The organism is Pontibacter populi (assembly GCF_040278685.1).
In the GTDB taxonomy this organism is placed as follows: Bacteria; Bacteroidota; Bacteroidia; order Cytophagales; family Hymenobacteraceae; genus Pontibacter; species Pontibacter populi.
This window is the reverse complement of sequence record NZ_JBEOKT010000009.1, coordinates 132,882-148,535: the sequence shown is the minus strand read 5'-3', so window position 1 is coordinate 148,535 and position 15,654 is coordinate 132,882. Positions and strand designations below refer to the sequence as shown.

Sequence of the window (15,654 nt, the reverse complement as noted above, 5' to 3'; positions counted from 1 at the left end):
AACTAAAGTGGTGTCGCGTTAATGCTTCAATATACAGATTTAATTGCATTTACAATAGTGATAGTCTTCTGCAGGCTATGTTAAAATAAGTAAAATCTGTAAATCTATAGTTACTGATTGAAATCATTTTAGCGCGGAAGCAGCAACAAACGCACTTTCTTCTTAACTTTGTTCTTCGTATAGATATTTATGAAGAACATTCGCAATTTCTGCATCATTGCCCACATCGACCATGGTAAGAGTACACTGGCCGATCGCCTGTTAGAATTTACCTCGACAGTAGCGGAGCGTGAGATGCAAAACCAACTGCTCGATAACATGGACCTGGAGCGCGAGCGCGGCATTACTATTAAGAGCCACGCCATCCAGATGAACTATAATTACAAAGGCGAAGAGTATGTGCTGAACCTGATCGATACCCCAGGTCACGTTGACTTTTCGTATGAGGTTTCCCGCTCTATTGCTGCCTGCGAAGGCGCATTACTGATCGTGGACTCATCGCAGGGTATTGAAGCGCAGACCATTTCAAACTTGTACCTGGCCATAGGCAACGACCTGGAAATTATACCGGTTCTGAACAAGATCGACTTGCCGCATGCTATGCCCGAAGAGGTATCTGACCAGATCATTGAGCTTATTGGCTGTGAAAAAGAAGATATCATTCATGCATCTGGCAAAACCGGTATTGGCATAGAAGAGATTCTGAACGCTATCTGTGACCGTATTCCGGCTCCGAAAGGCGATCCGGAAGCACCATTACAGGCCCTGATCTTCGACTCTGTTTTCAATTCTTACAGAGGTATCGAAGTGTACTTCCGTATTTTTAACGGAACGCTTAAAAAAGGGGAGAAGGTGAAGTTCATTAACACGGGCAAAACCTACGAAGCCGATGAAATTGGTGTACTCAAACTAAACCAGGAAGCACGCCAGGTAATGGGTGCCGGTAATGTGGGCTACCTGATCTCGGGTATTAAAAATGCGAAAGAAGTAAAAGTTGGTGATACCATTACGCACGTTGATAAACCAGGCGAAAGCATACAGGGTTTTGAAGATGTAAAGCCCATGGTATTTGCCGGTATTTACCCGGTAGAGACCAGCGAATACGAAGAACTGCGTGCTTCGATGGAGAAACTGCAACTGAACGATGCCTCGCTTGTTTGGGAGCCTGAAACTTCTGCGGCACTTGGTTTTGGTTTCCGTTGCGGATTCCTGGGTATGCTGCACATGGAAATTGTGCAGGAGCGTTTGGAGCGTGAATTCGACATGACCGTTATCACGACGGTCCCATCGGTTCAGTTTCATGTGCATACAACTAAAGGACAACTGATGAAGGTAAGTGCTCCGTCTGAAATGCCGGAGCCTAACTATATCGATCACGTAGAAGAGCCGTTCATTAAAGCACAGATCATTTCAAAGTCTGAGTTTGTGGGCCCGATCATTACACTGTGTATGGATAAGCGCGGTATTTTAAAGAACCAGACTTACCTGACCAGCGACCGTGTTGAGCTAACGTTTGAAATGCCACTTGCTGAGATCGTGTTTGACTTCTTTGATAAGCTGAAAACCATTTCGCGTGGTTATGCTTCGCTTGACTATGAACTGATCGGTTTCCGGCAGTCGAACATGGTGAAGCTGGACGTAATGCTGAACGGTGAGCCGGTTGATGCTTTGTCAGCTATAGTTCACCGGGATAAAGCATATGACTGGGGCAAGCGCCTTTGCGAGAAACTTCGTGAGTTGCTGCCGCGCCAGATGTTCGAGATTGCCATTCAGGCAGCTATTGGCCAGAAGATCATCGCCAGGGAAACAGTAAAGGCCCTGCGTAAGAACGTACTGGCTAAATGCTACGGAGGTGACATCTCGAGAAAGCGTAAACTACTGGAGAAACAGAAGAAAGGTAAGAAACGCATGCGCCAGGTAGGCAACGTGGAAATTCCGCAAGAAGCCTTCTTAGCCGTGCTTAAACTCGACTAATATATACAAGCCCCGACGTGCTGACTGCGCGCCGGGGCTTGTCGCTTATATACATCTTAACAAAGGATATTTGTGACAACAGGCAAATAACTTTTTAAAGATTTTATCCTTTGTCTATTATCAAGTAGTCTTTTGTCAGATAAAATGTACGCCGACATAACTATAAAAGCCCGTTGCTATGAGCCAGCTGAAGTTGAAAGTATACTGCGGCAACACAATGCAGAATACAAAGGGCTGGATAATCAGACGGATACATTTTATAAAGTGGAGGTTGGCAAGCTAAAGTTGAGGAAAGGCACTATAGAGAACGTGCTCATACACTATAACAGGTTTTGGGCAGGTGGGGCATTGCAGACTGAAGTAATGATGTACCTCAAGAATCCGGGAAGCGCAACTATAGATGCTGTTTGCCACGGCCTGGAAGTTACGTCAGAGATCAGGAAGTTGCGGAAGATCTACTTTATAGATAACGTAAAATTTCACATCGACCAGGTAGAAGGGCTGGGGCAGTTTATTGAAATTGAAGCCATAGACCTGGACGGTTCGTTAGGGACAGAAACTTTGAAGCAACAGTGCAGTTACTATAAAGACCTGCTCCTGATAGAAGACGAAGACCTTATTAATGACTCTTATATTGACTTGTAATTAATTCATAACTATACAAACTATGATCCTGCTCGACGGCAAAAAAACATCCGAAGCCATACAACAAGAGATAGCTGCTGAAGTAGCTGAGATTAAAGCACAGGGAGGGAAAGTGCCACATCTTGCGGCTATACTGGTTGGAAACGATGGTGGCTCTGTAACCTATGTAACCAACAAAGTGCTGGCCTGTGAAAAAGTCGGCTTTGGCTCCACGCTTATCCGGTACGAAGACGATGTGACCGAAGAAGAATTGCTGGATAAGATTCAGGAGTTGAACAACAACGATGAAATTGATGGATTTATAGTTCAGTTGCCGTTGCCAAGACACATCAATACCCAGAAAGTACTGGAAGCCGTTGACCCCAAAAAAGACGTAGATGGTTTCCATCCTGCTAATGTCGGGCGTATGGTAGCCGGCCTTACAAGCTTTTTACCGGCTACGCCCTTTGGTATTCTGCAACTGATCGAACGCTACAATATCGAAACAAATGGTAAGCACTGCGTCGTTATCGGGCGCAGCAATATAGTTGGCTCACCTATGAGTATCCTGATGGCTAAGGCCTCTTACCCGGGCAACTCCACCGTAACGCTTTGCCACCGCAACACAGTAGATTTGGCTCACTACACACGTCAGGCTGATATCATTATTTCTGCAGTAGGCATGCCTGGCTTGCTAACGGCTGATATGGTGAAAGAGGGTGCTGTCGTGATAGATGTTGGTACAACCCGCGTTCCGGATGCCAGTCGCAAATCTGGTTACAGGCTGCGCGGCGATGTGGATTTTGACAATGTAGCTCCAAAGTGCAGTTATATTACTCCTGTGCCTGGTGGCGTTGGTCCGTTAACTATAGCTATGCTGCTGAAAAATACCTTACGCGCAGCCAAGCGCGAGATCTACGCATAATCTCCCCTTACCCCCTCCTGAAAACAGGAGGGGGAGTTTATTTTAGTCTAAATCAGGATTTTCAGGATCAAGCTATAATTTATAGTAACCATCTTCTGCTGGCGCGAGGCTCCAGACTCGTGATTTACGATGGTGTTGAGTCTCCTGACTCAACTGTCCCGACAGGGACAAGGCAAGTAGTAGCTGTGGCTATTGTGTTATATTTGCCGTGGTCCCACCACCCCCAACCCCTCAGAGCTACGCTCGCTACCTTCGAAATCTCTTCTCGGTAGTCCAAGGCGGGGAGTTCTATGTCTTTGTTATAGTTTGCCTTAAAGTTTTATTGTTGGTGATTTAACACCCCTATTGAGCTATGCTCGCAAGTTTCGAACTCCCGTTCTCACTTGTCCTCAAGGGGATACTACTGTTATAGGTATAGGTGGCTTTATAGTTCTAGCCTGCGCGGACAGTTCGCAACCATAAAGACATCAAAGCTAACTATAGAACTATAGTTTAGTAAATCTCCTATGATATCAGGCCACGATATAAGTATAGCAAGTTTTAAGTTAAACACTGTGGAACAGAAGACACTATAAACCTTGTTGCAAATTTAGTTACCTTTGTAAGTTCTGCAGGCTTTTTACAGAGCCAGACAGAGTTGAAGATAGCAGGTAAAAGCACTGAATTATAAGCGGTGCGTAAGGAACAGTATATTGGAGTCTACAAAAACATTTAAAACAGCTTCTATTCATCAGGTGCCCAAAGACGGTAGCCGTTTACCGCTGATGGAGGCTTTTTACACTATACAGGGCGAAGGTGGCAACACCGGAACTGCAGCTTACTTTATAAGATTGGGCGGTTGCGACGTGGGCTGCCATTGGTGCGACGTGAAAGAGAGCTGGGATGCCGAGCTGCACCCGCTTACAACTATTGAAGAGATCGTGGAAATGGCCAGTCCTTTTCCGGGTAAAACCGTGGTGGTTACGGGAGGGGAGCCATTGCTTTATAATCTCAATCCGTTAACTTCTCAGCTCCAGGAAAATGGTATACGTACGATGATCGAAACGTCGGGTGCTTACCCGCTGAGTGGTTACTGGGACTGGGTTTGTTTATCTCCCAAAAAGTTTAAAGCGCCCGATGCTTCTGTGTATCCGTTTGCCGACGAGCTTAAAGTGATCATCTTTAATAAGAGTGATTTTAAATGGGCTGAAGAGCATGCGGCGAGAGTAGGAGAGCACACAAAACTCTACCTGCAACCGGAGTGGAGCAAAGCTAACCAATTGATGCCTTTCATAGTAGAATATGTGAAATCAAATCCGAAGTGGCGTGTGTCGTTACAGACGCACAAGTACATGGATATTCCTTAACACCTTATGCCGAAGCACCTGCTTGTTTTTCTCCTGAGCTTTTTCCTGTCAGTAGCCGGGTTTGCCCAGAAACAATTGCTGACTACAACTAATAAAAAAGCCGAAAGCCTGTATCTGAAAGCAGATGACTATGCCCGGTCGCGCGATTTCATGAAAGCGCTCGAGTTGTTATCCGAAGCAGTGGAGAGAGACCCAAACTTTGCAGAAGCGTACCTGAAGGCATCTAACCTGAACAAGATGATGGGTAACAAAACCGCATCTTATGAGCAGTTGCAGCAGGGCCTGAAACTGATGCCCTATAACCCGTCTTTCGCAAACTATTACCTGGACCTGGCCGAGCTTAATTTTGAAAGAGGTAACTATGAAACGGCTAAAATCAACTACGACGCTTATTTAAAAGCCAACACAAAACATACGCGCTACATTACCTACGTAAAAAACCAGGTCGAAACGGTTGACTACGCTTTGGAAGCCATGAAGTCGCCGGTTAAATTCAACACCATACAGTTACCTTCAACTATAAACCGCTACCCGCTACAATATTTTCCGTCTACTACCGCCGATCAGCGTTACCTAATATTTACAGCCCGCATGGGCAACCAGCCTGACCACGACGAAAATATCTATATAAGTGAAATTAAGAATGGTAATTGGGGTGCACCGGCCTCTATTTCCGAAACTATAAACACGCCTGCCAACGAGGGTGCTGCTACTATTTCCGGCGACGGTAAAACACTGGTTTTTACATCCTGCAGCCGTCCGGATAGTTTCGGTGACTGCGATCTGTATATTTCCTTCAGGACAGGTAATGAGTGGAGCAAACCTAAAAATATGGGCACCACTGTTAACTCCAAGGCTTGGGATTCGCAGCCTAGTCTTTCTGCCGATGGGCGTACATTATATTTTAGCTCTATGCGTGGTGGAGGTGTAGGCAAGGAGGATATCTGGGTAACAAACCTGCAGGAAGATGGCTCGTGGTTAAAGCCCCGTAACATGGGGGAACCTGTAAACTCAAAAGGCCGCGACCTGGCACCATTCATTCATGTCAGTGGGTCAACGCTATATTTTGTAAGTGATGGCCATAAAGGCCTGGGCGGTTTGGATGTGTTTATGACGAGTTTAGCTTCGCAAAAAAAATGGGAAACCCCTAAGAACCTGGGCTATCCGTTGAACACCCACGCTGATGAAAGTTCGCTATACATTACTCCTGATAACAAGTTAGGCTTTTATGCCCGTAGCATGAACACCGATACCGGAGCTTCTTCCGTGCAGCTTTATTCGTTGGACGTTCCGGAAGTGTGGAAAGCTAAATCTAAAAGCACCTACGCACAGGGACGCGTATACAATGCAGATACCAAAAAGCCATTGGCAGCTACCGTGCAACTTTACGATATAGAACTGGACTCGCTGGTGCAGCAGGTGCAGTCTGATAAAATGAGTGGCGACTATACGGTGGTGCTTACCGAAGGCAGACAATATGCTCTTTTTGTGAGTGCGCCGCAGTTTATGATGAACAGCCTCAATTTCGATTATTCCTCCCGAAAAAACCTGACGCCTGTAGCCCTGGATGTTTACCTGAAGCCGATAAAAGCAGGATCTGCCACTGTACTAACCAACCTGTTCTTCCCATCAGCAAAGTATAACCTTGAGAAAAGATCAGAAACGGAACTGAACAAACTCATCAATTTCATGCGCCAGAATAAAGACCTCAAAATAGAGATCACCGGCCATACGGATGATGTTGGTTCTGATGCAGCAAACAAAGTGCTTTCTGAAAAACGCGCTAAAGCCGTTGTTGATTACCTGACAGCTCACGGTATTAATGGTACACGAATTCGCTACAAAGGCTTCGGAGAAACCAAACCAGTTAAGCCCAATACTTCTGAAGAAAACCGTCAGCTGAACAGAAGGATTGAGATGCAGGTGTTGTAGTTTCCCTTTGTTTTCTGGGTGAAGTCGAAGGATCTTATTTGTCCTATAGTTTTGGTTCAAGCAATTAGAAACAATACGCAACGTATTGCGTCTCTACAAGCCTGTAGTAGGGGCAGGTCGCGACCTGTACACGCGATAAGCTGCAACTATAGCACTATACCCCAACTATAGCAAAAGCAAAAAATCCCCTCTCGGGAGGGGCAGGGGTGGGTTTACTACCCGCCTAGACTACCGAGAAGAGATTTCAAAGGTAGCGAGCGTAACTCTCAGGGGTTAGGGGTGTTTGGACCACAGCAACTATTGAACTATAGCTTCAGCCTTTTCCATGCTTGTCCCTATCGGGCCAGTTAAGTCGGGAGACTCAACACCATCGTAAGTCACGAATCAGCAGGCTCGCACCAGCAGAAGATGGTAACTATAAACTATAGCTTTATCCTACAGATCCGGATTCAAACAAAAACAAAAAAGGCTGATCGTATGACCAGCCTTTTTCTATAAATATCTAGTAGCTAATTATCTACCATTCATCTGAACGTAGTTACGCTCTTTTTCGCCAACGTAAACCTGTCTTGGACGGCCGATCGGCTCTTTCTGCTCACGCATTTCTTTCCACTGCGATATCCAGCCTGGCAGGCGACCTAATGCGAACATTACGGTGAACATATCTGTCGGTATACCAAGAGCTCTGTAAATGATACCTGAGTAGAAGTCTACATTAGGGTATAGTTTACGATCTACGAAATACTGATCAGTGAGTGCTGCTTCTTCCAGTTCTTTCGCAATATCCAGGATAGGATCTTTTACACCAAGGGCAGTTAATACTTCGTCTGCTGCTTTCTTGATGATCGTAGCGCGCGGGTCGAAGTTTTTGTAAACTCTGTGGCCAAAGCCCATCAGTCTGAAAGGATCGTCTTTGTCTTTTGCTTTCGCGATAAATTTCTTAGAGTCACCACCATCTGCTTTTATCTGCTCTAGCATTTCAATCACGGCCTGGTTTGCACCACCGTGTAGCGGACCCCAAAGTGCAGAGATACCAGCAGATACAGAAGAGTATAAGCTAGCATTGGCAGAGCCTACCAAACGCACGGTGGAAGTAGAGCAGTTTTGCTCGTGGTCAGCGTGCAGGATAAGCAGTTTGTTAAGTGCTTTTACAACTACAGGGTCGATCTGGTAATCCTCAGTTGGGTACGCGAACATCATGTGCAGGAAGTTCGAGCAATAGTCCAGCTTGTTTTTTGGATAATTTACCGGATGACCGATAGAGTTTTTATAAGACCAGGCTGCTATAGTTGGCATTTTAGCCATTAAGCGCACTATAGAAAGGTCTAGTTCTTCTTTTTTCTGGTTCGGGTTAAGCGACTCCGGGTAGAAAGCAGTTAGTGAGCTAACAAGCGCCGATAGAATACCCATTGGGTGGGCCGCTGACGGAAAACCGTCCAGGATCTTGCGCATGTCCTCGTTTACCAGTGTATGAATCTTGATCTCGTTCGTGAAGCTATCTAATTGCTCCTGCGTTGGCAACGAGCCATAGATCAGCAGATATGCTACCTCAATAAAGCTGGATTCCTCAGCAAGTTGCTCAATCGGGTAACCTCTGTAACGCAGAATTCCTTCTTCGCCATCCAGGAACGTAATAGCGCTTTCAGTGGCGCCAGTATTTTTATAACCTGAGTCGAGCGTAATGTAGCCGCTCTCTGAACGCAGGTTATTGATATCGATTGCTTTTTCATCTTCGGTACCTACTACAATTGGCATTTTGTAGGATTTACCTTCTAAAATAATTTCAGCGAAATCTGACATTGGTTTTATTTGTTTATGTCCGTAGTTGTGTCTAATGTGATAAAGGCGAAATTATGCAAAAATGTAATAAAATGAAATTTGGCTCGCTCTAAATATCTAAATTTTACAATGTAGCAAAATTCCGGTTATAGCTAAACCTATTAACGGCTGCGACCAAAAAAGTTGTATCTGCATGTTAATTCGTGTAATGCTTTGGCAGTTCTTCTAAAAATATAATACCATTACTGTTAAAGTAATGCAAATCTGAAAACTCCAAAATTATAGTTTGAGCCAGGGAAACTGCCTGTAAAAGTATGTTAAACGCTGGTTAACTATAGTCTGAAATGCCTTCCTCTTTCCAGTAGCTATAGTTGGATAATAAAAATACAGTACAACCAAAGCAGTTTAAGCATCCATTACACTATAACCGGGCTGTCAGTTTTTTGTTATCTCAATTAGGTTGTAAAGCTATTTTTGTTTGATGGCATAAAATGCAAAAGCCACCCAGTACAGGTGGCTTTTAAAAGAAGCTTATTCCAGGCAAATACCTGAACTATAGTTTACATAGAAGACTTGTTTTTCTTCTTATCCAGTTTCTCTGCTTTTTTCTCCTTAGTAGTTTTAGCAGGTTTCTTCTTTACTTCTTTTTTAGCGTCTTGTGATTTTGCCATGATTCGTATTGTTACGTTTGGTTAAAGCTACCGAAAAATTCAGCATAATATATATCTATACTTATTTCTGTTAAAAAAGTGAGGTTGGCAAAGCTATTTGTGATACAAACTCAACTATAGTTTAACACATTTTACCAAACCGGCGGACGGTCCTCATCGTCATCATCAGGGCCGGTAAAACCATCGCGCGGGTTATATGGTGTTCCTTTGCCTTCCAGGTGATTACGCATATCAATGTGCAGTTTAATGCTGTCGAGTTGCAGAAACTCGCGCCACAATTCCTGGTCTTCGTCTGATAGCTGGTCTATCAGGTCGCTGAGCTGCAGGCTTTGTTGTTGTTGCATCAGTTGCTTCAGGTGCGGGTCAGTATCCAACAGGATTTGTATCCGCACCCTGAAATAGGAATTCAGTTCCAGGTAACGAGACTCGTCCCAGTTTTCAAGATCTTCTCTATCCATAGTATAAGTATACTTGCCTGCGCTGTTATCTGTTCATGAATTGCCTGTGCCGTAACTGGCGCTTCCTTAATTGTTGAAATGATACAGGAAAGTGATGATGCCAGTAAATGCAGGTTTTTTGCTGTCTTTTATTTCCAGTGTTACCTCGAGGCGGGCTTTGGCAATACCACGCAGGTCTTTAACAGAAAGCAGTTTGGCTACCAGCCTAACATCGCTGTTTACGGTTACGGCCTGGTTAAAACGCAGGCTTTCTATCTCGTAGTTTACCTGCATTTTCAGGTTCTCGATAGAGGCTATCTGGTTCCAAAGGTAAGGCAATAGAGAAACTGTCAGGTAGCCATGTGCAATAGTTGCCCCGAAAGGCGTTTCTGTTTTGGCACGCTCTGCATCCAAATGTATCCATTGGTAATCCAGGGTAGCTTCGGCAAATTTAGTGATCTGCTCCTGCGTTATGGTATGCCACTCCGATACGCCCATTTCCTTGCCCTCGTACTGGGTTAATTCAGCAAGGCTCTGAATAGTTAATTTGCTCATGTATAGTTGTGTTGTTTGGGTGTTGAGTTACGATAAGTAGCCTTGAGAAGACTAGCAACATCAAATATACGCGGATATATGGAAACGTTCATATAGTCCTCCCTTAATCCATTACCTCTTGGTTTTTAGTTCATCAACCTTAGGAATACAGATCGTTAAATTTTTTTCACTTGGTAAAGTCTAATTTAGAGATAAACAGACAATAATGTTATAGTTATAAATATTGTTTGTATAAGAAAAAATTAAGAAATGTGATATAGTCTCACATTTACCCGGAAAATTTCTTTTCTAATTCCTCAGCTCTGCTTCAAAAAAGTGAAATATCACAAATAGTCTTAATAATTACTTTAACAACGCTTTAAAAGCTATAATTTGATGTTGCAACAAGCATAAATTATAGTTTCAGAGGGTTAAGTGCGTCTTAAAATCGTTTATCCTAAACAAAATACAATATCAGTGTTGTGCATGCTTGTGGCGCGCAAACCTTATGTTATCACATCTGCGTAATTGATTCATTATCAGTTCAAATGCTTATATAGTACAATAAGCTGAGATGCTGTAAAGTATAACTATCTGTTTGATTTAGAGTGATTTTATTTTTGATAAACTGATTTAGTTACAATTGTTAGCTCCTTTTTAACTATAGCATTCCCTTTTAAAATACCATATGTAACACCTTTAACTAAACTAAAATGAAACAACGGATTACAAAGCAGTTGCTGTGCCTGTGGGGGATTTGCCTCTTCCTGTTGCCGCTTACCGCAAATTCTCAATCAGCGCTGGATAAGGCAATGCAGCACATCCAGCAGACTAAAGCAGAACATAAACTCACCACCGCCGACCTGGCCGACTATGTCGTAACAGACCAGTACACCAGCAAAAATAATGGCGTTACACATATCTACCTTCGTCAACGCTTCCAGGGCATTGAAATAGTTGGCGCTAATATTAACATCAATATTTCAAAAGACGGCCAGGTTATAAATATGGGGAACAGGTTTATCCCGAACCTGAGAGCTGCCATCCGTAATAATACCGCTGCACTCTCTGCACCGCAGGCAGCCAATGCCGCCGCCCGCAACTTAAAACTGACTGTTAAAAAACCACTGGAAATAAAGGAAAGAAAGAAGCCTACGGGAAAGGTAACTGCTGCTGCCAAAGCCGTGGTGCTAACTGATGGCGGTATCTCTTTGAGTCCTATTCCGGCAAAGCTTGTTTACCAGCCTATGGCAGATGGTACTCTACGATTGGCCTGGGAGCTTGAGATCTATAACCTGGATGCGCAGCATTACTGGAGTATGCGCGTGGATGCTGCTACCGGCCAGGTACTTAAAAAAGAAGACTTGGTGATACAGGACAACTGGGGGCCGGAAGTTGTAACAGATTCTCCGGAAGGTAGCTCGCAAACTGTGACCAGAACTACTAAAGCACGAGCCGCTAAAAAAGGACTGCAACATAAAGTAAACCAACTGCTTTACACGCAAATGGTGGCCCCTGAAACGGCAACTGTAAGCAGTGCCGCCGCCGTTGCCAGCAGCGGTACCTACCGTGTTTACGATGTGCCTTTCGAAACACCAAGCCATGGCGACAGAACCCTGGTTACCGGCAAAGAGAACATGACAGCCTCGCCGATGGGCTGGCATAACGACGGTACCCTGAGCTATACAATAACCAAAGGTAACAACGTGCATGCCTACGAAGACAGGGCAGGAGCCAATGCAGGCCTTAGCCCGGATGGTGGCGCAAACCTGGTTTTCGATTTCCCGCTTGATCTTACCAAAGAACCCGATACCTACATACAGGCAGCAACTACCAACCTGTTCTACTGGAATAACCTGATGCATGACGTTTTCTACCAGTTCGGTTTCGACGAGGTGAGCGGTAACTTTCAGCAGATAAACTTTACCGGTCAGGGTACCGGACTGGACGGTGTACTGGCCGAAGCACAGGATGGAGGAGGCACCAACAATGCAAACTTCCTGACCTTGCAGGATGGTGTGCCGGGCCGCATGCAGATGTATCTCTGGACGTCATCGTTACCAGCAAAATTACTACACATAACAACGCCATCATCCGTAGCGGGTTCTTACACAGGTGTGCAGGCTGCCTTCGGTCCGGAGATTGACGAGACAGGTGTATCTGGTAAGATCGTGCTGGCTGACCCGGCCAACGGTTGTAATGCTGCGCCTGCGCTGCCTGCCGGTTCTGTGCCTTTGCCTTTCAATAACCAGGCTGCTATTACCGGAAACATTGCGTTGGTTTATCGCGGCGATTGTTCTTTCATCTCTAAAGCGTTGAACGCACAGGCTTCCGGGGCAACTGGAGTTATCGTTATCAATAACGTAGATGGCGATCCAATGTCGATGGGTGGTGATGAGACCGGTGCTGGCGTGCTTATACCGGCCATTATGATCAGTAAAGCAGATGGTGAGAAACTGGTTGCTGCACTTAGTGGTGGCCTGGCAGGAAGCTTGCGTCGTGAAGGTGGCGTGCCTCCGCTGAAAGATGGCGACCTGGATAATGGCATCATCGCGCATGAGTATGGCCATGGTATCTCTACCCGCTTAACAGGTGGCCCAAGTACACAGTGCTTAACAGGAGCAGAGCAGGGCGGTGAAGGCTGGAGCGATTTCTTTGGTTTATACATGACTATGAAGGCTGGCGATACGGGTCCGCAGCGCAGAGGTATCGGTACCTATGTGCAGTCGCAGCCAACAGATGGGGGCGGTATCAGACCGGCACCGTACAGTACCGACATGGCCATCAACCCTTATACCTATGGCGATATTGCGAACCCGGAGATCTCAGTGCCCCATGGTGTAGGCTTTATATGGGCAACCATGCTTTGGGACCTGACCTGGAACTTGATAGACGAGTATGGCTATGACCCGAACATCTACAGTGGTAAAGGCGGTAACAACATTGCCCTGCAGTTGATAATGGATGGCCTGAAACTACAGCCGTGCAGCCCGGGCTTTATAGATGCACGCGATGCTATACTTGCAGCCGACCAGATTAACAACGGTGGTGCGAACCAATGCTACATCTGGGCAGCATTTGCCAAGCGTGGCCTGGGCTACAGTGCACAACAAGGCAGCAACAACGACCTGACCGATGGGGTAGAAGCCTTTGATATGCCGCCATCATGTGCGCCACAGTTTGCCATTAACATGAGTGCTAACCCAAGCCCGGTTACAGATGGCCAGGAACTTACCTATAACATTACGGTAACCAATAACACGGCAAGTTCTGTTAGCGGCGTAACCGTAACCAGTAACGTACCGGCCAGCACCTCATTTGTAACGGATGGCAACAAGGATGTAAAAGTAACCGGCAACACCGTGAGCTTTAAAGCAGTGCGCATGGCACAGGGCGAAACTATAAATCGCAGCTTTAAGGTGAAGGTAAATAAAGGAGACGGAACAACTGTTTACTTTAATGATGACATGGAGAATGGTGCTACCAAATGGAAGACAAGCAGCACCCTGCTGCTCAACAACTGGATGCTAAGCTCCAAAAATCCATATAGCGGCAAAAACGCCTGGTTTGCAGCAGACCCGGACAACTTAAGCGATCAGTATCTGACACTTTCATCGCCGGTAACTATAGGCGAAAATGCACTGATGCGTTTTTGGCACAGCTATGCAACCGAAGAAGGTTTTGATGGTGGTATTATGGAGATCAGTACAAACAATGGCCTTACCTGGACCAACCTTGGCAGTAAAATGATCCAGAACGGCTATAACAGCTCGATTCCGCTGGAGAATGCAGCTACTATAAGCGGCCCGGCATTTACGGGCAACAGCAATGGATACCTGCAAACTATAGTTGACCTGGCTTCCTATAAAGGACAGAAAGTACTTGTAAGGTTTAAAATGGCGTCTGATGTACTTACTGCGGCTACAGGCTGGTATGTAGATAACGTGGACATCGTCTCGAACCCGGTAACGCTGACTAACTCGGCTACAGTAACCTCGCGCTTCGGCGGCGATGCTACTGCCAACGTTGAGACGCTGGTGCTGAAAGCCGGAACCCTAAGCCAGACGCTGGTATCTAATGCAGCAGCCAGGCCAACCAAAACAATGCTGTACCCTAACCCGGCGCAAGGCAAACTGAACCTGCAACTGGCCGAAAGCCTGACCGGAAGTATAGGTATACAGGTAGTTGACGTGTATGGCAAGGAAGTGATGACCACGCAGCTACAGGCAAACGAAGCCAGGAAAGGAGCGGTGCTGGATGTGCAGAAACTGACATCGGGAATCTACCTCTTTAAGGTAACAGCCGGCTCGTATTCTGAAACACACCGCATCATGATCACGAAATAACAAAGTATCATACAAAGCCAAAGAAAAGCCGCTCCTGTAATCAGGAGCGGCTTTTTGGTTATAGTGGAAGTATGATTGTAACGTAGTTTTTAGTAACCTGATAGTTTATATATTCTCTTCAGCCATTATTTGCGTTATTAGCTACACATCAAACTGCCCCGGTTTATACTTGAAGGTTAAAATACTGTAAGGACATTTCGCGAACTGTAAGGAATCTTTAATTTTGAATAACTTACTTTCTAAATACTGAATAGAATAAGTAAGACCTTCTTACCTCATACCACTTACTTCATACTTCTAATGATTCTGCAAGACCTGACAACTATACTTACCCGCGACCTGGAGAAGCTGTACAAAGAAATAGATGCATTTACTGCTGAAGCCAACATATGGAGAACATCAGGAAATATTACTAACTCAGCGGGTAACCTGTGCCTGCACTTGTGCGGCAACCTGAACACATATATTGGCGCTAAGCTTGGCAAAAGCGGTTACGTGCGCGACAGGCCGGCAGAATTCAGCAGCAAGGATGTCCCTAAAGTGGAGCTACTAAAGCAGGTAGAATTAACCCGGGAGATTGTAGCGCAAACGTTGCAACAGCTACAAACAGCAGACCTGGAGAAAGATTACCCGGAGCAAGTGCTGGGCAAACCCATGACAACAGGCTTTTTCCTGGTACACCTTACGGCACACTTATCTTACCACCTGGGGCAGATCAATTACCTGCGGCGGGTACTGAAGTAAGTCTGGCTATTTGTAATGAACCTCCAATTCGTTATTGGCAAGGCCAAAAGCAATACCACGCAAAAGGATCTTGCTGCTCGGGTGGGAGGTGTCGTTAAGTTCGTTTTCGATATCGCTGATGATGGTCTGCATCGGGTCGCCTTCAAAAAAGCGGAACCATACCTTTTTGCTGCTTACCTCGTCGTCTTCCTCTTCTTCATCAGACATCAGCTGCAATTCTATCTCACGCAGCCTTTCCACCAGCGTTTCCAGGTCAATCTCATTATCAAGGTACTGGCTAAAAACCTGGCTGGCAACGGTCGTGTATTGTGGCTGTTTCGACATGGTGTGATTGTAATGTAT

General features: G+C 45.4%; 11 protein-coding genes. 7 read left to right on the top strand and 4 right to left on the bottom strand.

The genetic code is table 11. The features are described from left to right. Positions 1-189: 189 nt before the first annotated feature. The 5 genes from lepA to ABS362_RS11930 all read left to right on the top strand — a co-directional run bounded on the left by lepA (position 190) and on the right by ABS362_RS11930 (position 6,801). The gene (gene lepA, locus ABS362_RS11950) at positions 190-1,974 is read left to right on the top strand and encodes a translation elongation factor 4 (protein WP_350412709.1); all 1,785 of its coding nucleotides are present in this window, start codon (positions 190-192) and stop codon (positions 1,972-1,974) included. Between the two features lie 132 nt (positions 1,975-2,106). Beyond that, positions 2,107-2,619 carry a class IV adenylate cyclase gene (locus tag ABS362_RS11945; protein WP_350412708.1) on the top strand — a complete coding sequence of 171 codons (513 nt, stop codon included), beginning with the start codon at positions 2,107-2,109 and terminating at the stop codon, positions 2,617-2,619. 22 nt (positions 2,620-2,641) lie between these two features. Next, on the top strand, positions 2,642-3,523 hold the full coding sequence (locus tag ABS362_RS11940) for a bifunctional 5,10-methylenetetrahydrofolate dehydrogenase/5,10-methenyltetrahydrofolate cyclohydrolase (protein ID WP_350412707.1): 882 nt from the start codon (positions 2,642-2,644) through the stop codon (positions 3,521-3,523). Positions 3,524-4,215: 692 nt separating this feature from the next. After that, the gene (locus ABS362_RS11935; RefSeq protein WP_350412706.1) at positions 4,216-4,869 is read left to right on the top strand and encodes a 7-carboxy-7-deazaguanine synthase QueE; all 654 of its coding nucleotides are present in this window, start codon (positions 4,216-4,218) and stop codon (positions 4,867-4,869) included. A gap of 6 nt (positions 4,870-4,875) precedes the next feature. Further along, positions 4,876-6,801, top strand: a complete 1,926-nt coding sequence (locus ABS362_RS11930) for an OmpA family protein (protein ID WP_350412705.1) — start codon at positions 4,876-4,878, stop codon at positions 6,799-6,801. Positions 6,802-7,314: 513 nt separating this feature from the next. Here ABS362_RS11930 and ABS362_RS11925 read toward each other — a convergent pair. The 3 genes from ABS362_RS11925 to ABS362_RS11915 form a co-directional block, all read right to left on the bottom strand. Further along, on the bottom strand, positions 7,315-8,601 hold the full coding sequence (locus ABS362_RS11925) for a citrate synthase (RefSeq protein ID WP_350412704.1): 1,287 nt from the start codon (positions 8,599-8,601) through the stop codon (positions 7,315-7,317). A 781-nt stretch (positions 8,602-9,382) separates the two neighbouring features. Then, a complete protein-coding gene (locus ABS362_RS11920; RefSeq protein ID WP_350412703.1) occupies positions 9,383-9,709 on the bottom strand; it encodes a hypothetical protein in 327 nt (108 codons plus the stop codon). A gap of 66 nt (positions 9,710-9,775) precedes the next feature. Next, positions 9,776-10,243, bottom strand: a complete 468-nt coding sequence (locus tag ABS362_RS11915) for a MaoC family dehydratase (protein WP_350412702.1) — start codon at positions 10,241-10,243, stop codon at positions 9,776-9,778. A 692-nt stretch (positions 10,244-10,935) separates the two neighbouring features. Here ABS362_RS11915 and ABS362_RS11910 point away from each other — a divergent pair. Both ABS362_RS11910 and ABS362_RS11905 read left to right on the top strand, forming a co-directional pair. Continuing rightward, the gene (locus ABS362_RS11910) at positions 10,936-14,568 is read left to right on the top strand and encodes a T9SS-dependent M36 family metallopeptidase (RefSeq protein WP_350412701.1); all 3,633 of its coding nucleotides are present in this window, start codon (positions 10,936-10,938) and stop codon (positions 14,566-14,568) included. A 300-nt stretch (positions 14,569-14,868) separates the two neighbouring features. Further along, entirely contained in the window at positions 14,869-15,312 is a 444-nt protein-coding gene (locus ABS362_RS11905; protein WP_350412700.1) for a DinB family protein, read from the top strand. A 6-nt stretch (positions 15,313-15,318) separates the two neighbouring features. Here ABS362_RS11905 and ABS362_RS11900 read toward each other — a convergent pair whose 3' ends face one another. Then, positions 15,319-15,636 carry a hypothetical protein gene (locus ABS362_RS11900; protein ID WP_350412699.1) on the bottom strand — a complete coding sequence of 106 codons (318 nt, stop codon included), beginning with the start codon at positions 15,634-15,636 and terminating at the stop codon, positions 15,319-15,321. Positions 15,637-15,654: the final 18 nt, after the last annotated feature.